Source organism: Pantoea wallisii (genome assembly GCF_002095485.1).
GTDB classification, from domain to species: domain Bacteria; phylum Pseudomonadota; class Gammaproteobacteria; order Enterobacterales; family Enterobacteriaceae; genus Pantoea; species Pantoea wallisii.
The window spans coordinates 20,833-45,702 of record NZ_MLFS01000033.1; the positions used below are offsets into that span (position 1 = coordinate 20,833).

General features: G+C 57.3%; 22 protein-coding genes and 2 pseudogenes. 17 read left to right on the forward strand and 7 right to left on the reverse strand.

The window, feature by feature from the left end:
* Nucleotides 1-137: 137 nt before the first annotated feature.
* A complete protein-coding gene (gene rhtB, locus HA48_RS12805) occupies nucleotides 138-761 on the reverse strand; it encodes a homoserine/homoserine lactone efflux protein (RefSeq protein WP_128601655.1) in 624 nt (207 codons plus the stop codon).
* Nucleotides 762-865: 104 nt separating this feature from the next.
* Here rhtB and pldB point away from each other — a divergent pair, with 104 nt between their 5' ends.
* Entirely contained in the window at nucleotides 866-1,861 is a 996-nt protein-coding gene (gene pldB, locus HA48_RS12810; RefSeq protein WP_128601656.1) for a lysophospholipase L2, read from the forward strand.
* A 34-nt stretch (nucleotides 1,862-1,895) separates the two neighbouring features.
* Nucleotides 1,896-2,696 carry a sugar/pyridoxal phosphate phosphatase YigL gene (gene yigL / locus HA48_RS12815; protein ID WP_128601657.1) on the forward strand — a complete coding sequence of 267 codons (801 nt, stop codon included), beginning with the start codon at nucleotides 1,896-1,898 and terminating at the stop codon, nucleotides 2,694-2,696.
* Nucleotides 2,697-2,783: 87 nt separating this feature from the next.
* Here yigL and glpT read toward each other — a convergent pair whose 3' ends face one another.
* Nucleotides 2,784-4,124 (reverse strand): glycerol-3-phosphate transporter, encoded by a 1,341-nt coding sequence (gene glpT, locus HA48_RS12820; RefSeq protein WP_128601658.1) that lies wholly within the window; start codon nucleotides 4,122-4,124, stop codon nucleotides 2,784-2,786.
* A gap of 389 nt (nucleotides 4,125-4,513) precedes the next feature.
* Here glpT and HA48_RS12825 point away from each other — a divergent pair, with 389 nt between their 5' ends.
* On the forward strand, nucleotides 4,514-5,374 hold the full coding sequence (locus HA48_RS12825; RefSeq protein ID WP_128601659.1) for a carboxylate/amino acid/amine transporter: 861 nt from the start codon (nucleotides 4,514-4,516) through the stop codon (nucleotides 5,372-5,374).
* Nucleotides 5,375-5,445: 71 nt separating this feature from the next.
* Here HA48_RS12825 and HA48_RS12830 read toward each other — a convergent pair whose 3' ends face one another.
* Together HA48_RS12830 and metR are read right to left on the reverse strand one after the other, a co-directional pair.
* Complete coding sequence (locus tag HA48_RS12830; protein WP_128601660.1) at nucleotides 5,446-5,937, reverse strand: YehS family protein; 492 nt, start codon at nucleotides 5,935-5,937, stop codon at nucleotides 5,446-5,448.
* A 91-nt stretch (nucleotides 5,938-6,028) separates the two neighbouring features.
* Nucleotides 6,029-6,961, reverse strand: coding sequence for an HTH-type transcriptional regulator MetR (gene metR, locus HA48_RS12835; RefSeq protein ID WP_128601661.1), 933 nt, complete (start codon nucleotides 6,959-6,961; stop codon nucleotides 6,029-6,031).
* 171 nt (nucleotides 6,962-7,132) lie between these two features.
* On the opposite strand from metR, the gene metE reads away from it, so the two are divergent.
* Entirely contained in the window at nucleotides 7,133-9,400 is a 2,268-nt protein-coding gene (metE, locus tag HA48_RS12840; RefSeq protein WP_128601662.1) for a 5-methyltetrahydropteroyltriglutamate--homocysteine S-methyltransferase, read from the forward strand.
* Nucleotides 9,401-9,444: 44 nt separating this feature from the next.
* Here metE and HA48_RS12845 read toward each other — a convergent pair whose 3' ends face one another.
* A complete protein-coding gene (locus HA48_RS12845; protein ID WP_128601663.1) occupies nucleotides 9,445-10,281 on the reverse strand; it encodes a dienelactone hydrolase family protein in 837 nt (278 codons plus the stop codon).
* Nucleotides 10,282-10,583: 302 nt separating this feature from the next.
* On the opposite strand from HA48_RS12845, the pseudogene udp reads away from it, so the two are divergent.
* The 10 genes and pseudogenes from udp to tatD all read left to right on the forward strand — a co-directional run bounded on the left by udp (nucleotide 10,584) and on the right by tatD (nucleotide 19,944).
* A pseudogene (udp, locus tag HA48_RS12850) lies at nucleotides 10,584-11,344 on the forward strand (uridine phosphorylase).
* Nucleotides 11,345-11,443: 99 nt separating this feature from the next.
* A complete protein-coding gene (locus tag HA48_RS12855) occupies nucleotides 11,444-12,715 on the forward strand; it encodes a tetratricopeptide repeat protein (RefSeq protein WP_128601664.1) in 1,272 nt (423 codons plus the stop codon).
* Between the two features lie 138 nt (nucleotides 12,716-12,853).
* On the forward strand, nucleotides 12,854-14,368 hold the full coding sequence (rmuC, locus tag HA48_RS12860) for a DNA recombination protein RmuC (protein ID WP_128601665.1): 1,515 nt from the start codon (nucleotides 12,854-12,856) through the stop codon (nucleotides 14,366-14,368).
* A gap of 75 nt (nucleotides 14,369-14,443) precedes the next feature.
* On the forward strand, nucleotides 14,444-15,202 hold the full coding sequence (gene ubiE, locus HA48_RS12865; RefSeq protein WP_128601666.1) for a bifunctional demethylmenaquinone methyltransferase/2-methoxy-6-polyprenyl-1,4-benzoquinol methylase UbiE: 759 nt from the start codon (nucleotides 14,444-14,446) through the stop codon (nucleotides 15,200-15,202).
* A gap of 6 nt (nucleotides 15,203-15,208) precedes the next feature.
* Entirely contained in the window at nucleotides 15,209-15,814 is a 606-nt protein-coding gene (gene ubiJ / locus HA48_RS12870) for a ubiquinone biosynthesis protein UbiJ (protein ID WP_128601667.1), read from the forward strand.
* Complete coding sequence (gene ubiB, locus HA48_RS12875; protein ID WP_128601668.1) at nucleotides 15,811-17,448, forward strand: ubiquinone biosynthesis regulatory protein kinase UbiB; 1,638 nt, start codon at nucleotides 15,811-15,813, stop codon at nucleotides 17,446-17,448. Before ubiJ ends, ubiB begins: the two co-directional genes overlap by 4 nt.
* Nucleotides 17,449-17,558: 110 nt before the next feature.
* Complete coding sequence (gene tatA / locus HA48_RS12880) at nucleotides 17,559-17,804, forward strand: Sec-independent protein translocase subunit TatA (protein ID WP_128601669.1); 246 nt, start codon at nucleotides 17,559-17,561, stop codon at nucleotides 17,802-17,804.
* A 9-nt stretch (nucleotides 17,805-17,813) separates the two neighbouring features.
* Nucleotides 17,814-18,227 (forward strand): annotated as a pseudogene (gene tatB, locus HA48_RS12885) (Sec-independent protein translocase protein TatB); the annotation flags it as partial.
* 85 nt (nucleotides 18,228-18,312) lie between these two features.
* Nucleotides 18,313-19,074 (forward strand): Sec-independent protein translocase subunit TatC, encoded by a 762-nt coding sequence (gene tatC / locus HA48_RS12890; protein WP_128601671.1) that lies wholly within the window; start codon nucleotides 18,313-18,315, stop codon nucleotides 19,072-19,074.
* An 87-nt stretch (nucleotides 19,075-19,161) separates the two neighbouring features.
* Nucleotides 19,162-19,944: a 3'-5' ssDNA/RNA exonuclease TatD gene (gene tatD / locus HA48_RS12895; RefSeq protein WP_128601672.1), complete on the forward strand. Its 783-nt coding sequence runs from the start codon at nucleotides 19,162-19,164 to the stop codon at nucleotides 19,942-19,944.
* Here the strand turns inward: tatD and rfaH are convergent.
* A complete protein-coding gene (rfaH, locus tag HA48_RS12900; RefSeq protein WP_128601673.1) occupies nucleotides 19,941-20,429 on the reverse strand; it encodes a transcription/translation regulatory transformer protein RfaH in 489 nt (162 codons plus the stop codon). The two genes, tatD and rfaH, sit on opposite strands and share 4 nt — an antisense overlap.
* A 209-nt stretch (nucleotides 20,430-20,638) precedes the next feature.
* Here rfaH and pepE point away from each other — a divergent pair, with 209 nt between their 5' ends.
* Genes pepE through fre form a run of 3 tightly spaced genes read left to right on the forward strand, consistent with a single transcriptional unit; the run spans nucleotide 20,639 to nucleotide 23,637 of the window.
* The gene (gene pepE, locus HA48_RS12905) at nucleotides 20,639-21,370 is read left to right on the forward strand and encodes a dipeptidase PepE (protein WP_128601674.1); all 732 of its coding nucleotides are present in this window, start codon (nucleotides 20,639-20,641) and stop codon (nucleotides 21,368-21,370) included.
* 49 nt (nucleotides 21,371-21,419) lie between these two features.
* Nucleotides 21,420-22,913 carry a 4-hydroxy-3-polyprenylbenzoate decarboxylase gene (ubiD, locus tag HA48_RS12910; RefSeq protein WP_128601675.1) on the forward strand — a complete coding sequence of 498 codons (1,494 nt, stop codon included), beginning with the start codon at nucleotides 21,420-21,422 and terminating at the stop codon, nucleotides 22,911-22,913.
* Between the two features lie 22 nt (nucleotides 22,914-22,935).
* The gene (gene fre, locus HA48_RS12915) at nucleotides 22,936-23,637 is read left to right on the forward strand and encodes an NAD(P)H-flavin reductase (RefSeq protein ID WP_128601676.1); all 702 of its coding nucleotides are present in this window, start codon (nucleotides 22,936-22,938) and stop codon (nucleotides 23,635-23,637) included.
* Nucleotides 23,638-23,706: 69 nt separating this feature from the next.
* Here fre and fadA read toward each other — a convergent pair whose 3' ends face one another.
* Nucleotides 23,707-24,870 (reverse strand): acetyl-CoA C-acyltransferase FadA, encoded by a 1,164-nt coding sequence (gene fadA / locus HA48_RS12920; protein WP_128601677.1) that lies wholly within the window; start codon nucleotides 24,868-24,870, stop codon nucleotides 23,707-23,709.

Genomic DNA, 24,870 nt, shown 5'->3' on the forward strand with positions numbered 1-24,870 from the left:
TACTTGCCATTTTGGTACCGGGCAGTGCTCGCCCTCCTCACGTACTACCTGTACGCTCCGGGGGCTGTGCGCTGGCCGGCACCGAACTGGCTGCGCCACCCACGGTTTACCACGAATGCGAAAAGCCTCAAAACGTCTTACGCTATTTTACGCGCGCTCGCCAACAGCGCGCCAACCGCCATAAATAGTCCGCCAAATATCCGGTTCAGCAGCTTCATCTGCTTCGGACCTTTAATCCAGCCAGCAATGCGTGTCGCCAGCGTGGCGTAGCCAATCATCACAATGATATCGACCACAATGGTCGTGACGCCAAGCACCAGATACTGCATCAGCTGCGGCTGATGTGGCACGATAAACTGCGGGAACAGGGCTGCGAGAAACACGATGCTTTTCGGGTTGGTGAGATTCACCAGCAGCGCGCGCTGAAACAGACGGCGGCGCGGCATGGCTTTTGCCACCGCATTCAGATCAATGCCGCCTGCCGCCCGCCACTGCTGAATACCCAGCCACACCAGATAAGCCGCTCCTGCCCATTTCAGAATCTCGAACGCCAGCATCGACTGTGAGAACAGCGCACCTAACCCGGCGCCCACCAGCACAATATGCACCGCCAGACCAAGCTGCAGGCCGGTGATCGACGCTGCCGTTCCGCGATAGCCGTGGCTGATGCCGGTGCTCATGGTATTAATGGCGCCGGAACCCGGTGAAAGGCTGAGGATAGTTGTGGTTAGCAGGTAGGTTAACCACCATTCAATGGTCATGTGTGACATTCCCTGAAGAGAGCGAAGTGTGACACAATACGCCAGAAAATCGCGGCGGGCTATTACGTGACGGCCCGCTCTTGACGTTTTTTTCAGGGGGAGAGATGCAGCAGCATAAACAGAGTTGGCTCGGGCGTGAAAAAGGGTTTTCAGCCTTTGCCACCGGCCCGCTGCTGGACTTCTGGCGTCAGCGTGAAGAGTGTGAATTCACCGGCGTCGGTAACCTGAAGATTCGCTATGTGCGTTTCACTTCACCGCAACATCGCCGTGTCATTCTGATTGTGCCGGGCCGTATTGAGAGCTACATCAAATACCCCGAGCTGGCTTACGATCTGTTCCACTGCGGCTATGATGTGGTGATCGTTGACCACCGCGGTCAGGGGCGCTCCGATCGTCTGCTGGCGGATTCGCATCGCGGCCATGTCGTGGAGTTCAGTCACTACGTTGACGATCTGGAGACGCTGTATCTGAAAGAGATCGTCAGCAACCACTATCAGCAGCGCTATGTGCTGGCCCACTCAATGGGCGGTGCGATTCTGGCGCTGTTCCTGGCGCGACAGCCGCAGGCCTTTCATGCTGCTGTGTTTTGCGCGCCCATGTTCGGTATTGTACTGCCGCTGCCGCCGTTTCTCGCCCACCGCATTCTGGACTGGGCAGAAAAATTACCGGTGCTGCGTGACGGCTATGCGCTCGGCACCGGCCGCTGGCGTGCGCACCCGTTTGGCATCAATCGGCTGACGCACAGCCGCGAGCGCTATCGGCGTAATCTGCGTTTTTACGCCGACGACCCGGCGATCCGCGTGGGCGGACCGACCTATCACTGGGTGCGCGAAGGCGTGCAGGCCGGGCGCAGCATCCTCAGTCAGGTGGATAAAATTACCACGCCGACGCTGCTGCTGCAGGCCAGCGAGGATGACGTGGTGGATAACCGCTCACAGGATATTTTCTGCGCCGCGATGGCCGAAGCCGGGCATCCGGTCGCCGGCACGACGCCATATATCATCCAGGGCGCGCGTCATGAGATCCTGTTTGAAACAGACGCTATGCGCGCCGAAGCCCTTAACGCGGTGATCGATTTCTTTGAGCGCCCCGTTTCCTGAATTGCCACTTTTGACATCATTACCAGAGGTTTACATGTACCACATCGTCGCATCCGACCTGGATGGCACGCTGCTTTCACCGGAACACCGTCTGACCCCTTTCGCACGCACCACGCTGCAGGCGCTGGTGGCACAGGATGTTCATTTTATTTTTGCCACCGGCCGCCACTACATTGATGTCGGACAGATGCGCGATAAGCTGGGCATTCCGGCTTATATGATCACCTCCAACGGCGCGCGCGTGCACAATGCAGCGGGCGAGCTGGTGTTCAGCCATAACCTCGACGCGGATATCGCCAGCGAACTGTACGGCCTGCAGTATCACAATGAACATATCCTGACCCATGTTTACCGTGATGATGAGTGGTATATGAGCCGCCATAATCCGGATGAAGAGGACTTTTTTCAGGAGTCGGTGTTCAACTATGAGGTCTATCAGCCGGGTATGCTGCCGACCGACGGCATCAGCAAAGTGTTCTTTACCTGTACCGATCCGCAGCATCTGATCCCGCTGGAGCAGGCCATTGAGGCCCGCTGGGGCGATCGCGTTAATGTGAGTTTCTCTCTGCCGACCTGTCTGGAGGTGATGGCGGGTGGCGTGTCGAAAGGCCATGCGTTAGAGGCGGTGGCAAAGCAGCTTGGCCATTCGCTGAAGGAGTGCATTGCTTTTGGTGATGGTATGAATGATGTAGAGATGCTGAGCATGGCAGGCAAGGGCTGCATTATGCGCAACGCTTATCAGCGTCTGAAGGATACATTGCCCACGCTGGAGGTGATTGGCAGCAACGCAGAGGATGCGGTGCCGCATACCTTGCGTAAGCTGTTTCTCTCCTGAGAGCGGCTGGCGGCCCTGCCGGGTCGCCACTACGAATGATTGGGGTGATGGCGGCAGCAGGGCCGCCGCCATCGTTCCCGCCCTCAATCAGGCCATCTGCTTCTTATGCTTATGCTCGTTCACCATGGTGAGCAGCAGCAGGATCACTGCCAGAACCGAACCGGCAATCATCACCATAAAGCCGCCGTCCCAGCCAAAGTAATCCACGGTATAACCAACAATCGCACTTGCCGCCACGGAACCACCCAGATAACCGAACAGCCCCGTAAAGCCGGCTGCAGTACCGGCGGCTTTCTTCGGAGCCAGCTCCAGCGCGTGCAGGCCAATCAGCATCACCGGACCGTAAATCAGGAAGCCGATAACGATCATACAGAGCATATCGATGCCAGGGTTGCCCGGTGGGTTAAGCCAGTAAACGATGGTCGCGATAGTCACCAGCGTCATAAAGAACACGCCCGTGGCACCACGGTTGCCGCGGAAAACCTTGTCTGACATCCAGCCACACAGCAGCGTACCGGGAATACCGGCGTACTCATACAGGAAGTAGGCCCACGAAGATTTATCCAGCGTGAAGTGTTTTACCTCTTTCAGGTAGGTCGGTGACCAGTCAAGAATGCCGTAGCGCAGCAGGTAGACAAACACATTCGCCAGCGCGATATACCACAGCAACTTATTCGGCAGCACGTACTGCATGAAAATCTGCTTCGCCGTCAGCTCCTGCTCATGCTCTTCGTTATAGTCTGGCGGATAGTCATTTTTGTAAGCCTCAATTGGCGGCAGACCGCACGACTGCGGCGTATCGCGCATCAGGGCAAACGCAATGATGGCGACAAGGATCGCGCCAAATGCCGGCATATACAGGGCCGCTTTCCAGTCGTTAAACCATGCCATGCCCAGCAGGAACAGGAGTGGCGGAAGACCACCGCCAACGTTATGCGCGCAGTTCCATACGGAGACAATCCCGCCGCGCTCCTTTTGCGACCACCAGTGCACCATGGTGCGTCCGCACGGTGGCCAGCCCATGCCCTGGAACCAGCCGCACAGGAACAGCAGCACAAACATCACCATGATGCTTGATGTCGCCCACGGCACGAAGCCCATGAACAGCATCACCGCTGCCGCCAAAATTAAGCCCGCGGGTAAAAATACGCGCGGGTTCGAGCGATCCGAAACCGAGCCCATAATGAACTTGGAAAAGCCGTAGGCGATGGAGATCCCCGATAGCGCAAAACCGAGATCGCCACGGGAAAAGCCTTGCTCAACCAGATACGGCATCGCCAGCGCAAAGTTTTTCCGCACCAGATAGTAAGCGGCATAGCCGAAGAAGATGCCCAGGAAGATTTGCCAGCGCAGGCGGCGATAGAGCGGATCAACACGATCATCGGCCACCTGGGGCTGATGCGGTGCAGGTTTAAAGATACTTAACATGTAGATGGCCCTCCGGGGGCGCAATATAGTTATGGATTCCCAGCAGGTTGGGCAGTGAAGTCGGACAAATATAAATGGAGACAGCCCGTTTCCATTTCGCGCAAAGGATAGTGATGGTTACGTGCAGTTACTGTGATGTGTGACACATATGTTACAGTTTTATGACAATTGAGAGCGATAAAAACCAAAAAATGTTGGTATTCGCGCATTTTTGCCAGCGTGGCGCGTTAACGCAGCGTAAACGCCTTTGGCTTGTCAGACCCTGGCATAGCAGGGCAAATGCATGCAATTGGAAGAGTGAATTTTGTCCGCTTGTAAACCAGATAAATCAGTGCCGGCTGCGCAGTTTGTTTACACTAGCGGTATTATTGATTTTGGGATCCTTTACCGTGCTGTTACTGATCGTTACCACCATTCTGTGGGCTTTTTCCTTTAGCTTAATCGGCGAGTATCTGGCGGGACAGGTTGATACCTGGTTCTCGGTGCTGATGCGGCTTGGGCTGGCTGCGCTGGTTTTTCTGCCATTCCTGCGCTGGCGTGGCTATCGCGCCTCCACGCTTCTGCTCTATATGCTGGTTGGCATGCTGCAGCTCGGCATCATGTACCTGATCAGTTTCGAAGCCTATCTCTATCTTAGTGTCTCAGAGTTCCTGCTGTTTACCGTGATGACGCCGCTCTATATCACGCTGATTTACGATCTGCTCAGTAAGCGCCCGTTGCGCATTGGCTACGCTTTCAGCGCGCTGCTGGCGGTGGCCGGCGCGGCGATCATTCGCTACGACCAGGTCAGCGAGCACTTCTGGTTTGGGTTGATGCTGGTGCAGGCCGCGAACCTCTGCTTTGCTATTGGCATGGTGGGCTATAAGCGTTTACAGGAGATCCGGCCAATGCCGCAGCATACGGCGTTTTCCTGGTTCTATCTGGGCGCGGTGCTGATTGCGGCGCTGGCATGGGGCATGTGGGGCAATCCGAACAAACTGCCGACCACGTCACTGCAGTGGGGCATTCTGGTCTGGCTGGGAGTCGCCGCTTCCGGGCTGGGGTATTTCATGTGGAACTATGGTGCCACGCAGGTTGATGCCGGCACGCTGGGGATCATGAACAATATGCACGTGCCGGCAGGCCTGCTGGTGAATCTGGCTATCTGGCAGCAAAAGCCGCACTGGCCAAGCTTTATCGCGGGTGCGATAGTGATTTTCGCATCGCTTTATGTGCATAAGCGCTGGATACTTGGCAAGCGCCAGCCGTAATGTCGCCGGGCGCGCTTCGCCCGGTTTGAGATCGGTAGCGTGCCGGGCCGCCAGCGGGCCTGGCAGGCTACTCAGACGCCCTTAGCCTTTTTGGCCGGCGTGGTCGGGCGCTGCACCAGCGTTAATCCCTTGAGGAAGTTACGCAGAATCTGGTCGCCGCACTCGCGGTAGTTCTTGTGATCCGGATTACGGAAAATCGCCCCGATTTCGCCCTGCGACACTTTAAAATTCGCCCTGAGCAGAATATCGGGGATATCGGTGGTTTTCAGTGCAAAGGCGATGCGCAGTTTCTTCAGGAAGATATTGTTTGTCATGCGGCGCTCAATCGACGGCGCAGGCGCATCCTCGCTCTTACCGCGACGATAGAAGATCAACCCGTTAAGGAAATAACCCATCAGCACATCCGGCAGCTTACGGAAAGCGGCGTCATCATCCTTCTTCAGCCAGGCCTGCACATCCTCCAGCGGCACATCGCTTCCCGCCAGGGCAAAAATCTCCACCACTTTGCTATCGCTCAAATCAAGCATATAGCGCACGCTGCGCAGAACATCGTTATTGGTCATGGTGAAACTCTCCGGGTAGCGAATAAGGCGGCGCATTATAGAGCAGGCGGGGCGGGGATAACAGCACGGGCGACGTGCGCCGCCCGCTTAATCAGGAAGAAACCGACTGCAGTGAGCCCGGACGCGCGGCGTCACGCACAAAGGGCAGATGCTCACAGGCGTGCTGGCGGGCAAATCGCACAAAGGCTTCCAGCACCGGCTGACGCTGCTCACCGTCGCGCACGGCCGCGTACAGGCGGCTCCACAGGCCTTCGCCCAGCGTGCGGGTAACCACCAGCCCCTGCTTCTCAAAACTCTCAACCACCCAGTGTGGCAGGGCGGCAATTCCCATGCCCGCCGACACCATCTGAATCAGCAGCAGCGTGTTATCCACGCTTTTCAGAGCCGGACTTACGCCCGCAGGCTGCAGGAAATGGCGCCACACATCCAGACGCTGACGCTGTACCGGGTAAATCATCAAGACTTCACTGGCCAGATCCTCCGGTGAGATGTGCTCAAGCCGCGCCAGCGGATGATCCGGCGCCAGCACCAGGCGCACCTCGAAATCAAACATCGGTGAGTAAAACAGCCCGCTGCGCGGCAAGATATCTGACGTCAGCACCACATCCAGCTCGCCCTGCTGTAAAGCGGGCTGCGGATCAAAGGTCACGCCCGATTTGAAATCCACCGCCACCTGCGGCCAGCTCTGACGGAAATTGTTCAGCGCGGGCGTGAGCCACTGAATGCAGCTGTGGCACTCAATCGCGATGCGCAGCGTTGTCTGGTGCGGCTCATGGCATGCCTGCAGCGCCTGCTGAATCTGCGGCAGAATCTGCTCTGCCAGCTGCAGCAAAATTTCACCCTGCGGCGTAAAACGTAATGGCTGGCTCTTACGCACAAACAGCCGGAAACCCAGCCGCTGCTCCAGATCGCTGAACTGGTGAGACAACGCCGATTGCGTCTGATGGAGCTGGGCAGCGGCGGCGGCTAACGAACCGGTATTCCGCAGCGCCTGCAGCGTCCGCAGGTGTTTGAGTTCGATCATGAGAGTCCTTCACATCGGATTGAACAAATTGCGCTTGAGGAGCATACAGTACCCGCAGATTATAGCGGTGTAAACATCTGGACGGCTAAACATCTCAGGTAAGCACTATTGCCCTTTCGGTTTGTTCAGCCAGAACCCGCAGCAAAGCGAAGCATATCTGGAGAGTATCTGATGACCATTCTAAACCACACCCTCGGTTTCCCACGCGTTGGTCTGCGTCGTGAACTGAAGAAAGCACAGGAAAGCTACTGGGCAGGTAATAGCTCACAAGAAGAGCTGCAGGCCGTGGGTCGCGAATTGCGTGCGCGTCACTGGCAACAGCAGAAGGAGGCGGGTGTGGACCTCCTGCCGGTGGGTGATTTCGCCTGGTACGATCACGTTCTCACCACCAGCCTGCTGCTCGGCAATGTGCCGGCGCGTCACCAGAATAAAGATGGCTCAGTGGATCTCGATACCCTGTTTCGCATTGCCCGGGGCCGGGCACCCACTGGCGAGCCCGCCGCCGCCGCAGAGATGACCAAGTGGTTTAACACCAATTATCACTATATGGTGCCGGAGTTCACCAAAGGGCAGCAGTTCAGCCTCACCTGGACGCAACTGCTGGATGAAGTGGACGAAGCGCTGGCGCTCGGTCACACCATCAAGCCGGTGCTGCTCGGCCCGGTAACGTACCTGTGGCTGGGGAAAGTGAAGGGGGAGACGTTTGATCGTCTGACGCTGCTGCAGGAGATTCTGCCGGTTTACCAGCAACTCCTGCACGAACTGAAAAAGCGCAATATTGAGTGGGTACAGATTGACGAACCGGCACTGGCGCTGGAGCTGCCGCAGGCATGGCGCGAGGCGTTCGCACCAGCGTACCGTGCGCTGCAGGGCGAGGTAAAACTGCTGCTGACAACCTACTTCGACAGCATCGGTCAGAATCTTGATGTTATCAACACGCTGCCGGTGCAGGGCCTGCATGTCGATCTGGTACACGGCAAGGATGATATTCAGCAGCTGAACCAGCAGCTCCCCGCAGAGTGGCTGCTGTCGCTGGGCATAATCAACGGCCGCAACGTCTGGCGCGCCGATCTTAGCCGCTGGTTTGAACGCCTGCAGCCATTGGTCAGTCAGCGGAAACAGCTGTGGATCGGGTCATCCTGCTCGCTTCTGCACAGCCCCATTGACCTGAGTGTGGAAACGCGGCTGGATGATGAAGTCAAAAGCTGGTTTGCGTTCGCGCTGCAGAAGTGTACTGAACTGGCGCTGCTGAGCACGGCGCTGAATAACCATGATGCGGCTTCGCTGACGGCGTGGAGCGCGCCAGTTCACGCACGCGCGCACTCTTCACGCGTACACAACGCGGCCGTGGCGCAGCGTCTGGCAACGATCCAGGCCAGCGATACTGAACGCCGCAGCGCCTACACCGAGCGCGCAAAAGCGCAGCGCCACCGCTTCAACCTGCCAGCCTGGCCGACCACTACCATCGGCTCATTCCCGCAAACCACGGAGATTCGCGGCCTGCGTCTCGACTTCAAAAAAGGCAATATTGACGGCGGCCGCTATCGTACCGGCATCGCAGAGCACATTAAACAGGCGATTGCCGAGCAGGAGCGTTTGGGGCTTGATGTGCTGGTGCACGGTGAAGCGGAGCGTAATGACATGGTGGAGTACTTTGGCGAAAACCTTGATGGCTTTGTGTTTACCCAGAACGGCTGGGTGCAGAGCTATGGTTCACGCTGCGTGAAGCCACCGATCATCATCGGAGATATCAGCCGTCCGGCGCCAATCACCGTGGAGTGGGCCAGATATGCCCAGTCGCTGACCGACAAACCGGTGAAAGGAATGCTGACCGGCCCGGTGACCATTCTCTGCTGGTCCTTCCCGCGTGAGGATGTGAGCCGCGAAACCATTGCGAAACAAATTGCGCTGGCGCTGCGTGACGAAGTGGCGGATCTGGAGCAGGCGGGTATCGGTATCATCCAGATTGATGAACCGGCGCTGCGCGAAGGGTTGCCGCTGCATCAGTCTGACTGGGCCGCCTATCTGACCTGGGCCGTTGACGCTTTCCGCCTGAACGCCGCTGTCGCGCAGGATGAGACGCAGATTCACACCCACATGTGTTACTGCGAGTTCAACGACATCATGGATTCGATCGCCGCGCTGGATGCCGATGTGATTACCATCGAAACCTCACGTTCAGATATGGATCTTCTGGAGGCGTTCAAAGCGTTTGAGTACCCCAACGAAATCGGACCGGGCGTGTATGACATTCACTCGCCAAATGTTCCCGGCGTAACGTGGATGGAGGAGTTGCTGCGCAAAGCGGCGCGGAACATTCCGCCAGAGCGCTTGTGGGTCAACCCGGACTGCGGGCTGAAAACCCGCGGCTGGAGTGAGACGCGTCAGGCGCTGGCGAACATGGTTAAAGCCGCGCAAAACCTGCGTGCGCTTAGCTAACAGGCGGATAAAAAGAGAGCGGGGCGCCTGTGCGCCCCTTTTTGTTATGCGTTTGGCGCAACGCCATACTGTGCAAACCATGCCAGCATGCGCTGCCAGCCATCGTTGGCAGACTCTGCGTGGTAGCTCGGACGGTAGTCTGCGTTAAACGCATGGCCGGCTTCCGGGTATACCACAATCTCTGCTTTGGCGTTGGCGGCGTGCAGCGCCTGGCGCATCTTATCGATACTCTCCAGCGGGATGCTCTCATCCTGCCCGCCGTACAAACCCAGTACCGGCGCATTCAAATCCACGGCGACGTCAATCGGATGCTTCTGCTGCTTCAGCGTCTTCTCCCCCTCCAGGCGACCATACCAGGCTGCGGCGGCGCGCACCTGCGGATTGTGTGCGGCGAACAGCCAGCTGATACGGCCGCCCCAGCAGAAACCGGTGATCGCCATACGACGAATATCTCCGTCGTGGCGCGCCGCCCAGTTGGCGACATGATCGAGGTCGGAGAGCACCTGCGTATCGGGTACCTTGCTGACCAGCTCTTTAAACAGCGTAGGGATGTCGTTGTAATCGTTCGGGTCGCCTTCGCGGAAGTAGAGCTCCGGCGCGACCGCGAGATACCCCTCCAGCGCCAGGCGACGGCAGATGTCGCGAATATGCTCATGCACGCCAAAGATTTCCTGCACTACCAACACCACGGGCAGCGTGCCTTCATAATTTTTGGGACGGGCATAGTAAGCGGGCAGATTTTCGCCCTGGCTTGGCACCGAGGTTTCGCCGGCGTGAATCGCCTCGCTGCGGGTGGTAATAGTGCTGCTGGCCGTGGGCTGAACCGCTGGCGCAAAGCCGCCGGGCGCTGATTTTTGTGCCATATTGTCTTCAGTTTTCATTGTTCTCTCCGTGCTGGCAAATGCGCAATCACGTAACTATAGCCTGGCCAACAGGCAAGGCTGGCGTAAGGTACAGAGGGATCGGATTACAGGTTCTGCTTCTCTATTAACATTGCCGTCCTGGGTTACACAGCACTGCTTGTAGCAATTTAGCCGGGCAGAGCGTTAATGTGTGATTTAAGTCACATTAATTTTTGTTCTTACTGCAAGTTTCATTATTGATAGTGAAATTAGTCACATATTTATCCGGGCAGCTGACGTAAAGTGACGCGCTCATTCCCTTATTTATCCAGGAGTCTGTTATGGCCCAGTCTGACGTTTTCCACCTTGGCATCACTAAAGCCGATCTGAAAGGAGCCACGCTGGCGATCGTTCCTGGCGATCCGGAGCGCGTGAAGAAAATTGCCGCGCTGATGGACAACCCGCAACATCTGGCTTCACACCGCGAGTTCACCACTTACCTGGCCGAAGTGGATGGAAAACCGGTGGTTGTCTGCTCAACCGGCATCGGCGGCCCGTCGACCTCTATCGCCGTAGAGGAGCTGGCACAGCTTGGCGTGCGTACATTCCTGCGCGTGGGTACTACCGGCGCAATTCAGCCGCACATCAACGTTGGCGATGTGCTGGTCACGACCGCATCCGTGCGCCTTGACGGTGCCAGCCTGCACTTTGCACCGATGGAGTTCCCGGCGGTAGCTGATTTTAGCTGCACTACCGCGCTGGTGGCGGCGGCAGAGCCTGCGGCGCAAAAACGCATATCGGTATTACGGCATCGTCTGACACCTTCTATCCGGGCCAGGAGCGCTATGACACCTTCTCCGGGCGCGTGGTCAGTCGCTTCCAGGGATCGATGAAAGAGTGGCAGGAGATGGGCGTCCTTAACTATGAGATGGAATCCGCTACACTGTTAACCATGTGCGCCAGTCAGGGACTGCGTGCCGGTATGGTGGCAGGCGTCATCGTCAACCGGACGCAGAAAGAGATCCCGGATGCGGCAACCATGAAGCAGACCGAAAGCGATGCGGTGAAAATTGTGGTAGAAGCTGCGCGTCGCTTACTGTAGTGCGTCAGTCAGGGGATGAATTCGAGACCAGGCTTATAGGGAGCTCAGTAATTGCCTGATTAGAATGCGCGCAAATTCAGCCGATCTGAGAAATTTCTTATGCGCAAAACGGTTTCCGTCCCACGTCCGACTTTAATGAGTCATCCCGCTGCTACGCAGGCGCGTGTTGAGAGCGCAGCAGCGCGGTTCCGCCAGGCGATGGCGGCTGCGAACTACCCGCTGGCCCGCCAGTGCTGTGAAGAAGTGCTGCGCGTGATGCCCAACCAGATGCAGGTGCTCAGCGACTATGCGTTAACGCTGATGCGCACCGGCGAATACAAAAAATCCTACAAAATCTACCAGAAGATCTACCAGGCGCCCGCAGCGCAACGTGCACAGGCGACAGAGACCTGGCTGGATGGCTTAACCGAAGTGTGCGGCTGGCTGGGCAAGCAGGATGAGGTCGCCCGCTATGGTCTGGAATCCCTGAACAACTCCGATGCCATTTTCAGTAAAGGCCAGAAAGCTTCTCTGCCAGCGCCCACGCCGCCGCCCATCAATCGCACCAGCCCGGCCGAAAATATCATCTCCTTTAGCCTGTACGGTGGTCAGCCACGCTACTGCGAAACGCTGATTAAAAACGTGGAGGTGGCGCGGGAGCTCTATCCTGACTGGATATGCCGCATCTACCTTGATGACAGCGTGCCAGAACATGTCTGGCAGCGCCTTGAGCAGCCCAACACCCAGCTGGTGGATATGTCGCAGGAGAAGACCCTGTTTCCAACGCTGTGGCGTTTCCTCGTCATGGACGATCCGCAGGTTAAACGCTACATCGTACGTGACGCGGATTCACTGCTCTCCGAGCGGGAAGTCGTTGCCGTCGATGCCTGGCTTGCATCCCCTTACTGGTTCCATCATATGCGTGATTACTATTCGCATACCGAGCTACTCCTGGCGGGCATGTGGGGCGGCTGCCACGGCGTTTTCCATAACGTTGAGCAGCAGATGCGCGACTTTATCGCGCAGTATCAGGGCAGTGAGCGCTTTACCGACCAATATTTCCTCAAAGTGGCGCTATGGCCGACGGTGCGTGAAAGCATCCTTAATCACGATGACATCTTCCGCTTCCACCATGCGCAGCCCTGGCCGGCGCATGCACCGATTCGCTGGCAGACCGAGAGCTTCCATGTCGGCAGTAATGCCGGTTTTGCCAGCATGGCCGGCAAAGTGGCCAATGCAGAGAACGGTGAGCAGCAGGTAGAACTGACCTGTGGCGGCCAGAGCTGGTGCTACCCGGCCAGAGTGCATAATGAAACCGAGTGGGTGCTGCCAATGCCCTTTTTCCTGATCGATGCGTGGCGGGCAGGAGAGTTAACGGTGCGGGCGCTGTAGCGTTATCACTTTGCACTGCAATAAATTGCAGTGCAGTGGATCAGCGCTCTGAATAATTGACAGGCGTATCATTTATGTCTGGACATTCATACAGTGCAACTTTACCTTTTCCTCAGCGAGACGATCCGCGGGGGAATTATGGATCAGCAACTTATCATTAGCGGCGCGCTGGCACTGGCTGGCCTTGGCCTGGGCTGGATAATGGCCCAGCTGCGCGCCGGTCATCAGCACGCCAGCTTCACTACCGAACGCAGATTGCTGGAAGAGGCGCAGCAGCGTCAGCAGCAGCAGGTCACGCAGCTGCAACAGCAGCTTCAGCAGCGTGAACAGGAGCTGCTGAAGCTGCATGGAGCCCTGAGCGGCGCGCAGGAGCGGCTGCAGCAGCTGGATTACTGGCGCGGCGAAAGCGAACAGCTCAGCCGCGAATTGCGCAATCAGCTGGAGGTTAACAGCGCGCAGGAAGCTGAACTGCGTGAAGTCACCATCCGCCTGGAGGAGACGCGCTTCGCCGCCGAGGAGAAGCAGCGTCTGCTCACCAACAGCGAACAGCGCCTCAGCGCCCAGTTTGAAAACCTGGCCAACCGCATTTTCGAAAACAGCGGGCGGCGCGTCGATGAACAGAACCGTCAAAGCCTCAATAGCCTGATTGGCCCGCTACGCGAACAGCTCGACGGCTTCCGCCGGCAGGTCAATGACAGCTTTGGTCAGGAGGCACGGGAGCGTCATACGCTGGCGCACGAGATCCGCCAGCTGCAACAGCTGAATGCGCAAATGGCGCAGGAGGCCATCAACCTGACCAAAGCGCTGAAAGGCGACAACAAAATTCAGGGCAACTGGGGCGAAGTGGTGCTGAGCCGCGTACTGGAAGCGTCCGGTCTGCGCGCAGGCTACGAGTACGAAACCCAGGTCAGCGTGCAGCTGGAGCAGCAGCAGGGCCGCATGCAGCCTGACGTAATCGTGCGGCTGCCGCAGGGTAAAGATGTGGTGATCGACGCGAAAATGACGCTGATTGCCTATGAACGCTACTTCAATGCTGAAGAGGAGGCGACGCGTGAACAGGCGATCCAGGAGCACGTTAACGCGGTGCGGGGCCATATCCGCCTGCTGGGACGAAAAGATTATCAACAATTGCCCGGTTTACGCTCGCTGGATTATGTGCTGATGTTTATTCCGGTGGAGCCCGCGTTTTTGCTGGCCATTGACCGCCAGCCAGAGCTGATTAGCGAAGCGCTGCAGCAGAACATCATGCTGGTGAGCCCAACCACGCTGCTGGTGGCGCTACGTACCATCAATAACCTGTGGCGTTATGAGCATCAAAGCCGTAACGCGCAGCGCATCGCCGACCGTGCCGCACGACTGTATGACAAGATGCGGCTGTTTGTCGATGACATGAACGGCATCGGCCATAACCTCGACAAAGCGCAGCAGAGCTATCATCAGGCCATGAAAAAGCTGGCGCAGGGGCGGGGTAACCTGATTGCACAGAGCGAAGCGTTTCGTGCCCTCGGTGTTGAGATAAAGCGGCCAATCAATCCGCAGCTGGCAGAGCAGGCACTGCCGGAAGAGGCCGATGAGAGTTGGGCAGATGACAGTGAGTGCGATGAAAAAGCAGCAGATTCTTCCGCCGCTTCCCTGCGCCGCATCAATGAATAACTCGCCGGTCGCGTGCTCGGATCGCGCGACTCTGATACACTTCGGGAAGTATTGTTTGTGGAACAGGTAAAACCGATGGCAGATGAATCACAGCAGGAAACTACCCATTTTGGCTTTCAGACCGTCGCGAAAAGTGAAAAGGCCGATAAAGTCGCAGACGTGTTTCACTCGGTTGCGGCGAAATATGACCTGATGAACGACCTGATGTCGTTCGGCATTCATCGCGTCTGGAAGCGTTTTACCATTGACAGCAGCGGCGTGCGCCGTGGTCAGCGCGTGCTGGATCTGGCTGGCGGAACAGGCGATCTCACCGCCAAATTCTCCCGCCTGGTAGGCGAAACCGGCCAGGTTGTGCTGGCGGATATTAACAGTTCAATGCTGAAGATGGGCCGCGAAAAGCTGCGTAATCTCGGCGTTGCGGGTAACGTAAGCTATGTGCAGGCGAATGCCGAAGCGCTGCCGTTCCCGGATAATTACTTCGATTGCATCACCATCTCGTTCGGTCTGCGTAACGTCACCGAAAAAGAGAAAGCGCTGGCCTCTATGTTCCGCGTACTGAAGCCGGGTGGACGGTTACTGGTGCTGGAGTTCTCCAAACCGGTGTTCGATCCCCTGAGCAAAGCTTACGATACTTACTCATTCCATATTCTGCCGCGTATCGGTCAGCTGGTGGCGCAGGATGCAGAGAGCTATCGTTATCTGGCAGAGTCGATCCGTATGCATCCGGATCAGGAGACCCTGAAAGCCATGATGAACGATGCTGGCTTCGAAAATACCACCTACTCCAATATGACCGGCGGTATTGTCGCACTGCATCGCGGCTTTAAGTTCTGATTAACCATGACTTTTACCCCTCTCATTACCGGCGGTCTTGAAACTGCCCTGAACCGCGTACTCTATCGCGACCGTGGCCTGAAGGCCGCGCGTCAGCGCCTGGCGGGTAAAGTGCTGCTGCTGCGTCTGCAGGAGCTGGACTTCCCGCTGGTGCTGGTGTTCAGCGAAAATCAGCTGGATGTATTGAGTGACTGGCAGGACAGCAGCGATTGCAGCGTCAGCCTGCGTCTTAGCACCTTGCCTAAACTGCGCGACCGTCAGCAGCTTACCGGCCTGATCCGCAGCGGTGAGCTGGAAGTGGAGGGCGATCTGCAGGTGGTGCAGCAGTTCTCCGCGCTAATGGATCTCGCTGAACTCGATCCGGCGGAGTATCTTGCGCCTTGGGTCGGCGATATCGCTGCGCAGGGCATCAGCCAGGCGGCTCAGCAGGCGCTGACATTCATGCAGCGTCAGGTTTCCCGCCGCCAGGACTATCTTGGCCAGGTGCTGACCGAAGAGTGGCGCATGGCGCCGGGCGCGCTGGAGCAGGCCTGGTTCAGTGAAGAGGTTGAAGCGATGGAACGTTCGGTTAATGCGTTCGAGGCGCGTTTAGCACAGCTGGAGGCGAAATGACGCTGGGAGAAATTCGGCGCTTATACTTTATTGTTAAAATCTTCCTGACCTACGGGCTGGATGAACTGATCCCCCACATGCGCATTACGTTGCCGCTGCGATTGTGGCGGCGCTGCGTTTTCTGGATACCCAATAAGCACAAAGAAGCGGAAATGGGTATTCGCCTGCGTCTGGCGATGGAGCAGCTTGGGCCGGTCTGGATCAAGTTCGGGCAAATGCTCTCCACGCGGCGCGATCTGTTCCCGCCCAAAATTGCTGATGAGCTGGCAATTCTGCAGGACCGCGTCGCGCCGTTCGATGGCGTCAAAGCCAAAGCGCAGATCGAACGATCCATCGGCGGCCCGGTGGAAACCTGGTTCGACGATTTCGATATCAAGCCGCTGGCTTCGGCGTCGATTGCCCAGGTGCATACCGCCACGCTGAAATCTAACGGGCGCGAAGTGGTCATCAAAGTGATTCGCCCGGATATTCTGCCGGTGATCAAAGCGGACATGAAGCTGATTTACCGTCTTGCACGCTGGGTTCCGCGTCTGCTGCCGGATGGCCGCCGTTTACGTCCGATGGAAGTGGTGCGGGATTACGAAAAAACGCTGATTGATGAACTCAATTTACTGCGTGAAGCGGCGAACGCCATTCAGCTGCGCCGTAACTTTGATCAGAGCCGCATGCTCTACGTGCCCGAAGTATTCTCTGACTACTGCAGCGAATCCATGCTGGTAATGGAGCGCATTTACGGTATTCCGATCTCTGATGTCGCCACGCTGGAGCAGCATGGTGTCAACATGAAGCTGCTGGCGGAGCGCGGCGTGCAGGTGTTCTTCACTCAGGTCTTCCGCGACAGTTTCTTCCATGCCGATATGCACCCCGGCAACATCTTTGTCAGTTACGAACATCCGGAAGATCCGCAATATATCGGGATCGATTGCGGTATTGTGGGTTCACTGAACAAAGAAGATAAGCGCTATCTGGCGGAGAACTTTATCGCCTTCTTTAACCGCGACTATCGTAAAGTGGCAGAACTGCACGTGGATTCTGGCTGGGTACCGCCGGATACCAATGTGGAAGATTTCGAGTTCGCTATTCGCACCGTCTGTGAGCCGATCTTCGAGAAGCCGCTGGCGGAGATCTCGTTTGGGCATGTGCTGCTCAACCTGTTTAATACTGCGCGCCGCTTCAACATGGAAGTACAGCCGCAACTGGTGTTACTGCAGAAAACGCTGCTGTACATTGAAGGCATTGGTCGTCAGCTCTATCCGCAGCTTGATCTGTGGAAAACCGCGAAGCCATTCCTGGAAGAGTGGATCAAAGACCAGATCGGTATTCCGGCGATTCTGCGGGCGGTAAAAGACAAAGCGCCGTACTGGGCGGAAAAATTGCCGGAGCTGCCGGAGCTTTTTTACGACAGTATGCGCCAGCACAAGTTATTGAAGCACAGTGTCGATAAACTCGTCACCGATTTGAACGCGCAGCGGACACGTCATCATCAGTCGCGCTATCTGTTTGGCATTGGCGCTACACTGTTATTGAGTGGGACTGCGGTGCTGCTGAGCCGGCCGGACTGGGATTTCTTCCCGGCGCTGTTACTGGCTGCGGGCATCGTGACCTGGCTCATCGGCTGGCGCAAGACAAACTGATTGTTTGCCTGGTGCAAATCGCGTAATGTCGCAGGCTAAAGTTCGAGTACAAACGGACTTTCTGTGCGTTACAGTCAACAGTTTTTCACAGAATATTAGAGGCATATCTCATGGGCGGTATCAGTATTTGGCAATTATTAATCATTGCCGTCATTGTTGTACTTCTGTTCGGTACCAATAAACTTCGCAACCTGGGTTCGGATTTAGGCTCTTCTATCCGTGGCTTCAAAAAAGCCATGGGCGATGAAGACGATAAAAAGGATCAACCGAAAGAGCAGGACGCTGACTTCAACGCCAAAACTCTGTCAGACAAACAGCAAACCTCGGCAAGCAAAGATGACGCCAGGGACAAGTAAGGTATAACTGTGTTCGATATTGGTTTTAGTGAACTGGTATTGGTGTTCGTTATCGGGCTGATTGTGCTTGGCCCGCAGCGATTACCGGTTGCGGTGAAAACCGTGGTGGGCTGGATTCGGGCGATTCGCTCGCTGGCCGCCAACGTGCAGAACGAACTGGCGCAGGAGCTGAAACTGCAGGAGCTGCAGGACAGCCTGAAGAAAGTCGAAGAGGCAGGCCGCGGCACGCTCTCGCCGGAGCTGAAAGAGTCCATGGAAGAGTTACGTAAAACCGCAGACTCCATGAAGCGCTCCGTGCAGCAGAGCATTGATATCGAAAAAGCGGAAGATGAAGCTAACACCATTCATCAGACGCCACCTGCTGCGCCCGCCGCGCCGGTTTCGCCTGCCGCTGCACAGCAGCAGGCCAGTGCTCCTGCGCAGCGCCGCAACCGGTGGAACCTGCTGCTGAGACCGTGGTGAAAGCCGATCCCCCGTCGCCTCCTCCTGTAAAAGATGAACGATAAACATGGCCGTTGAAGATACCCAACCGCTCATCAGCCACCTGATTGAGCTGCGCAAGCGCTTGTTAAACTGCATTATCGCAGTTTTTGTCATCTTCCTGTGCCTGGTCTATTTCGCTAACGACATCTATCACGCTGTCGCTTCGCCGCTGATCAGCCAGATGCCTGCCGGCGCCAGCATGATTGCGACCGATGTGGCGTCGCCGTTTTTCACACCGATCAAATTGACCATCATCGTCTCGGTCTTTTTAGCCGTGCCGGTGATCCTCTATCAGGTGTGGGCGTTCGTAGCGCCGGCGCTCTATCGTCACGAGCGCAAGCTGGTTATGCCGCTGCTGTTCTCCAGTACGCTGCTGTTCTACGTTGGCGTGGCGTTTGCCTACTTCATCGTGTTCCCGCTGGCCTTTGGCTTTTTTGCCAAAACCGCGCCGCAGGGCGTGACCATCGCCACCGACATCACCAACTACCTCGATTTTGTCATGACGATCTTTATGGCGTTTGGCGTTGCCTTTGAGGTGCCGATTGCGATTGTGCTGATCTGCTGGACCGGTATCACTACGCCAGAAGATCTGAAGAAGAAGCGTCCTTACATTCTGGTTGGCGCATTCGTGGTTGGGATGTTGCTCACACCGCCGGATGTTTTCTCCCAAACTTTGCTCGCTATTCCGATGTACTGTCTGTTTGAAGTCGGCGTATTCTTCTCCCGCTACTACGTGGGTAAAGGGCGTAAGGCTGCGGTCGATGAGGAAACAGATTCGCAATCCTGATGTCCTTAATACAGGGTATCCCGCACGCGAGCGGGAAAGTGATGAATCTTAACCGCCCAACCGGGCGGTTTTTATTTGGGAAAATACATGTTTGATATCGGTGTAAACCTGACCAGCACGCAATTCGCGAAAGATCGCGAGCAGGTGGTGAAACGTGCGCGCGAAGCAGGCGTCACCGGCCTGCTGATTACCGGCACCAATGCGCTGGAGAGCCAGCAGGCGCGTCAGCTGGCTGCGCAACATCCAGGCTACTGCTGGTCCACTGCCGGCGTGCATCCGCATCATGCCAGCGAGTGGTCGGCAGAGACCGCCAACACGCTGCGCCGTCTGGCGGAGCGCGAGCAGGTGGTCGCGATTGGCGAATGCGGGCTCGACTTCAACCGTAATCTCTCGGCACACGATCAGCAGGAGTATGCGTTTGATGCGCAGCTGGCGCTGGCCGCCGAACTGCAGCTGCCGGTTTTCCTGCACTGCCGGGAAGCGCATGCGCGCTTTGCCGCCGTACTACAGCCGTGGTTGCCAAAACTGACGGGTGCCGTAGTGCACTGCTTTACCGGCACGCGCGAGGAGCTGGAAGCGTGCCTGGCAATGGGCTTATCGGTGGGCATTACGGGTTGGGTGTGTGACGAACGCCGAGGCATGACGCTGCGTGAGTTACTGCCGCTGATTCCGGCCGATCGTCTGCTGCTGGAGACGGACGCACCCTATCTGTTACCGCGCGACATGCGTCCGCGCCCGACATCGCGGCGTAACGAGCCGTGCTTCCTGCCGCATATTGTGCAGCAGGTGGCGAACTGGCGAGGCGAAGAGGCGGAAGCGCTGGGAGCACGCGTTGCAGAGAATGCGCGTCAGCTCTTCAGGCTGGCTTAAACTTTACGGAAGAGCTTGTTATCCACGCTGCGCGTTACCTGTTTATTCAGCAGGTTAAGCAGCAGGATGGAGCGGGTTTCCCCATCGGGCTCGGCGAAGATGGCGCGCAGCCCCTCAAAGGTGCCGTCGGTGATCAGCACTTCATCACCGACCTGCGGCGTCTCCGGGTCCAGCATGATTTGCGGCGCATCAGTTTGCAGCGCTTCAATCACCTCATAGGGCACCGTTGCGGGCATGGCGCCAAAGCGCACAAAGTGGCTGACGCCGCGCGTGCTGCTGATAGTGGTGGTATGAATCGCTTCCGGATCAAATTCGATAAACAGATAGTTGGGAAACAGCGGTTCACTCACGGTGGTGCGCTTGCCGCGAACAATCTTCTCCAGCGCGATCATCGGGCTGAGGCAGTTCACCGCTTGCCGCTCAAGGTGCTCTTTCGCGCGCAACAGCTGTCCACGTTTGCAATAGAGTAAGTACCAGGATTCCATAACTGCTCCCAAATAATGGACGCTAAGAATATCAAACCTGCTGTCAGAGTTATAGCGCATCGGCTAATGGAATCCGCGTCGCGCAGGAAAAATCTCTACGAATTTTCCGATTGATGCGGCTTTATCGCAGTTTTCTGCAAGAAAATTGACGGCTGATAACCATCTGTATCAGACTGCCAAACCATTACGCGAACGAAAAGGATTGGCTGATGGAACTGTTTCTGTTGAGTAATGGCAAAGTGGCTGAGGATGCGCCGCTGCTAAGTTACGCCCACCCGCAGCTACACGCCATGATTGCCCGGCGTGGCATTACCTCAGCGGTACTGGTGCCTTATGCGATTATCCGGGGCGATCATGCGGCGCGGGCGCAGGACCTTTCGCAATCGCTGGGTATCCCGGTACGCACCCTGCATGAATTCGACTCCCCGATTGCGGCCATTGAGCAGGCTGAGCTGATTCTGGTCAGCGGCGGTAATACCTGGTTTCTGAATCAGATGCTGCATGAGCAGGGGCTGATTGTGGCAATTCAGCGCGCAGTGCGTGAGCGCGATGTGCCTTATGTCGGCTGGAGCGCGGGCTGCAACGTCGCCACACCCTCTATCCGCACCACGAACGATATGCCGGTGCGCAGCAGCGTGGTATTGCCGGCGCTCGGCCTGTTCCCGGTGCAGATCAACCCGCACTACATTGATGCGCACGTCAGCGGTCATATGGGCGAAACCCGTGATGAACGCCTGGCGGAGTTCTGCGCCGTTAACCCGCACGAATCCGTGATTGCGCTCCGCGAAGCCAGTTTCCTGCACGTCAGCGAAAATCGGTTGAGCTACTACAGCGCGCGCGGCGAAGACTTTAAAGTGTTCCGCCATGGTGAACCGGTCAAGGCCTGTCACGATGTGCTGGCACTGCAGGCGCTGGTGCCATTCTCCTGTCAGCCTATCTGATTTTGGGGTATATAATGCCCGACTTACTCTGGCCGGAAACGAACGCCATATGAAATATCAGGATTTACGAGATTTTCTCGCACTGCTGGAACAGCGTGGCGAGTTAAAGCGCATCACTCAGGAGATCGATCCTGAGCTGGAGATGACAGAAATCGCCGATCGCACGCTGCGTGCCGGCGGACCGGCGCTGCTGTTCGAGAACCCGAAAGGGTACAGCATGCCGGTGCTGTGCAACCTGTTCGGTACACCCAAACGCGTGGCGATGGGCATGGGGCAGGAAGAGGTCAGCGCGCTGCGTGAAGTGGGCAAGTTGCTGGCGTTTCTCAAAGAGCCGGAGCCGCCAAAAGGGTTCCGCGATCTGTTCGATAAGATGCCGCAGTTCAAACAGGTGCTGAATATGCCGACAAAGCGCCTGCGTAATGCGCCGTGTCAGGAAGAGATATTCAGCGGCGATGATGTTGATCTGTCGCGTATTCCGGTAATGAAATGCTGGCCGGGCGATGCGGCACCGCTGATCACCTGGGGATTAACCGTTTCACGCGGGCCGCACAAAGAGCGGCAGAATCTGGGCATCTATCGGCAGCAGGTGATTGGTAAAAATCGCGTGATCATGCGCTGGCTGTCGCACCGCGGTGGCGCGCTTGATTTCCAGGAGTGGTGCAAAGCGCATCCGGGTGAACGCTTCCCGGTCGCAGTGGCGCTGGGCGCCGATCCGGCGACGATTCTTGGCGCGGTCACACCGGTGCCGGATACGCTCTCTGAATACGCCTTTGCCGGTTTACTGCGCGGCAATAAAACCGAGGTGGTGAAGTGTGTCTCCAGCGATCTCGAAGTGCCCGCCAGCGCCGAGATTGTGCTGGAGGGGTATATCGAGCCCGGTGACATGGCACCGGAAGGTCCGTACGGCGATCACACAGGCTACTACAATGAAGTAGATAGCTTCCCGGTGTTTACCGTGACGCACGTTACCCAGCGGCGTAACCCGATTTACCATTCGACTTACACCGGCCGCCCGCCGGATGAACCGGCAGTTCTGGGCGTTGCGCTGAATGAAGTTCTGGTGCCGATTCTGATCAAGCAGTTCCCGGAGATTGTCGATTTCTATCTGCCGCCTGAAGGCTGCTCCTACCGTCTGGCGGTGGTGACAATCAAAAAGCAGTATGCCGGTCACGCCAAGCGCGTGATGTTCGGCGTGTGGTCGTTCCTGCGCCAGTTTATGTATACCAAGTTTGTGATTGTGTGTGACGACGACGTCAACGCGCGCGACTGGAATGACGTGATCTGGGCGATTACCACCCGTATGGACCCGGCACGCGATACGGTGCTGGTAGAGAACACGCCGATCGACTATCTCGACTTCGCCTCGCCGGTTTCCGGCCTGGGGTCGAAAATGGGGCTGGACGCCACCAACAAGTGGCCGGGTGAAACCACGCGCGAATGGGGCACGCCGATTGTTAAAGATCCGGCGGTGACGGCACGTATTGACGCAATTTGGGATGAGTTAGCCATTTTTGCCGCGCCGCCGCAGCGCGAACGGCAATAAATAACCATAAGAAAGGGCATGTATGACGACGTTAAGCTGCAAAGTCACTTCGGTTGAAGCCATTACGGATACGGTTTATCGCGTCCGTTTGATTCCGGCGGCGGATTTTACCTTCCGCGCTGGTCAGTATCTGATGGTGGTGATGGATGAGCGCGACAAGCGTCCGTTCTCGCTGGCGTCTACGCCGATGGAAAAAGAGATCATTGAGCTGCACATTGGCGCATCTGATTTAAACCTCTATGCCATGGCGGTGATGGATCGCATCAAGCAGGATCGTCAGATCACCGTTGATATGCCGCACGGCGACGCCTGGCTGCGCGAAGAGAGCGAGCGCCCGATGATCCTCATCGCCGGCGGAACGGGCTTCTCATACGCACGCTCCATTCTACTGACGGCGCTGGCACAAAAGCCGGATCGCGACATCGCCATTTACTGGGGCGGCCGTGAGCTGATGCACCTGTACGATCTGGATGAACTGAACGCACTGGCGGTGAAGCACCCGAACCTGAAGGTCATTCCGGTGGTGGAGCAGCCGGCAGAAGCGTGGACCGGCCGCAGCGGCACGGTACTGACCGCCGTCATGCAGGATTACGCCACGCTGAGCGGCCACGATATCTATATCGCCGGACGGTTTGAGATGGCGAAGATTGCGCGCGAGCGTTTCTGTGCCGAGCGCGGTGCCGTTGAAGCGCAGATGTTTGGTGATGCGTTCGCTTTTATCTGATGTCAGAGAGGCGTGATACCCTGCGCCGCTTCGGGTTCCGGCGCGGCGCAGGGGGCATTAAGCGCAGAATCAGACCCGTTCAAACACCGTCGCGATACCCTGGCCTAAGCCGATACACATGCTTGCCAGACCAAACTGCGCATCACGGCGCTCCATCAGATTCAGCAATGTGGTGCTGATGCGTGCGCCGGAACAGCCCAGCGGATGCCCAAGTGCAATCGCGCCGCCATTCAGGTTCACTTTCTCATCCAGCTGCTCCAGCAGGCCTAAATCCTTGATGCAGGGCAGTGTCTGCGCGGCGAAGGCTTCGTTAAGCTCGAACAGATCGATATCCTGCACGCTCAGTCCGGCGCGCTTCAGCGCCAGCTTACTGGCCGGTACCGGACCATAACCCATAATCGACGGATCGCAGCCGACCACCGCCATGCTGCGGATACGCGCGCGCGGCGTCAGGCCCAGTTCATGCGCCCGGCTCTCGCTCATGATCAGCATGGCTGCGGCACCGTCAGACAGCGCGGATGAGCTGCCCGCCGTCACCGTGCCATTGGCCGGATCAAAGGCCGGGCGCAGCGCCGCCAGCCCCTCCAGGCTGGTCTCCTCGCGAATCACTTCGTCCGTTGTATAGCGTTTGAGCACGCCGTCAGCGTCATGGCCACAGGTCGGTACAATTTCACGCTGAAAATCGCCGCGTTGGGTGGCTGCCCAGGCGCGCTGGTGAGAGCGCAGCGCAAAAGCATCCTGCTGCTCACGGCTGATATGGTGCATACGGGCCAGCATCTCGGCGGTCAGCCCCATCATGCCGGCGGCTTTGGCAACGGTGCGTCCGAGGCCCGGGTGGAAATCGACGCCGTGGCTCATGGGCACGTGGCCCATGTGCTCCACGCCACCGATCAGGCAGCTGTGCGCATCACCTACCATGATGGCGCGCGCTGCATCGTGCAGCGCCTGCATCGAGGAGCCGCACAGGCGGTTAACGGTGCTGGCCGGTACGCGGTGCGGTATCTCTGCCAGCAGTGCGGCGTTGCGCGCAATATTGAAGCCCTGCTCCAGCGTCTGCTGTACGCAGCCCCAGATGATGTCATCCAGCGTGGCCGGATCGACCGCCGGATTACGGCTGAGCAGTTCACGCATCAGATGCGCGGAGAGATCTTCTGCACGCACCTGACGAAACGCGCCACCTTTGGAACGGCCCATGGGCGTTCTCACTGCATCGACAACTACTACCTTTTCCAT

What these genes read in the sequence shown, in the direction of transcription:
- rhtB (WP_128601655.1), bottom strand. Translation starts at nt 761, where the DNA reads ATGACCATTGAATGGTGGTTAACCTACCTGCTAACCACAACTATCCTC.
- pldB (WP_128601656.1), top strand. Translation starts at nt 866, where the DNA reads ATGCAGCAGCATAAACAGAGTTGGCTCGGGCGTGAAAAAGGGTTTTCA.
- yigL (WP_128601657.1), top strand. Translation starts at nt 1,896, where the DNA reads ATGTACCACATCGTCGCATCCGACCTGGATGGCACGCTGCTTTCACCG.
- glpT (WP_128601658.1), bottom strand. Translation starts at nt 4,124, where the DNA reads ATGTTAAGTATCTTTAAACCTGCACCGCATCAGCCCCAGGTGGCCGAT.
- HA48_RS12830 (WP_128601660.1), bottom strand. Translation starts at nt 5,937, where the DNA reads ATGACCAATAACGATGTTCTGCGCAGCGTGCGCTATATGCTTGATTTG.
- metR (WP_128601661.1), bottom strand. Translation starts at nt 6,961, where the DNA reads ATGATCGAACTCAAACACCTGCGGACGCTGCAGGCGCTGCGGAATACC.
- metE (WP_128601662.1), top strand. Translation starts at nt 7,133, where the DNA reads ATGACCATTCTAAACCACACCCTCGGTTTCCCACGCGTTGGTCTGCGT.
- HA48_RS12845 (WP_128601663.1), bottom strand. Translation starts at nt 10,281, where the DNA reads ATGAAAACTGAAGACAATATGGCACAAAAATCAGCGCCCGGCGGCTTT.
- HA48_RS12855 (WP_128601664.1), top strand. Translation starts at nt 11,444, where the DNA reads ATGCGCAAAACGGTTTCCGTCCCACGTCCGACTTTAATGAGTCATCCC.
- rmuC (WP_128601665.1), top strand. Translation starts at nt 12,854, where the DNA reads ATGGATCAGCAACTTATCATTAGCGGCGCGCTGGCACTGGCTGGCCTT.
- ubiE (WP_128601666.1), top strand. Translation starts at nt 14,444, where the DNA reads ATGGCAGATGAATCACAGCAGGAAACTACCCATTTTGGCTTTCAGACC.
- ubiJ (WP_128601667.1), top strand. Translation starts at nt 15,209, where the DNA reads ATGACTTTTACCCCTCTCATTACCGGCGGTCTTGAAACTGCCCTGAAC.
- ubiB (WP_128601668.1), top strand. Translation starts at nt 15,811, where the DNA reads ATGACGCTGGGAGAAATTCGGCGCTTATACTTTATTGTTAAAATCTTC.
- tatA (WP_128601669.1), top strand. Translation starts at nt 17,559, where the DNA reads ATGGGCGGTATCAGTATTTGGCAATTATTAATCATTGCCGTCATTGTT.
- tatC (WP_128601671.1), top strand. Translation starts at nt 18,313, where the DNA reads ATGGCCGTTGAAGATACCCAACCGCTCATCAGCCACCTGATTGAGCTG.
- tatD (WP_128601672.1), top strand. Translation starts at nt 19,162, where the DNA reads ATGTTTGATATCGGTGTAAACCTGACCAGCACGCAATTCGCGAAAGAT.
- rfaH (WP_128601673.1), bottom strand. Translation starts at nt 20,429, where the DNA reads ATGGAATCCTGGTACTTACTCTATTGCAAACGTGGACAGCTGTTGCGC.
- pepE (WP_128601674.1), top strand. Translation starts at nt 20,639, where the DNA reads ATGGAACTGTTTCTGTTGAGTAATGGCAAAGTGGCTGAGGATGCGCCG.
- ubiD (WP_128601675.1), top strand. Translation starts at nt 21,420, where the DNA reads ATGAAATATCAGGATTTACGAGATTTTCTCGCACTGCTGGAACAGCGT.
- fre (WP_128601676.1), top strand. Translation starts at nt 22,936, where the DNA reads ATGACGACGTTAAGCTGCAAAGTCACTTCGGTTGAAGCCATTACGGAT.
- fadA (WP_128601677.1), bottom strand. Translation starts at nt 24,870, where the DNA reads ATGGAAAAGGTAGTAGTTGTCGATGCAGTGAGAACGCCCATGGGCCGT.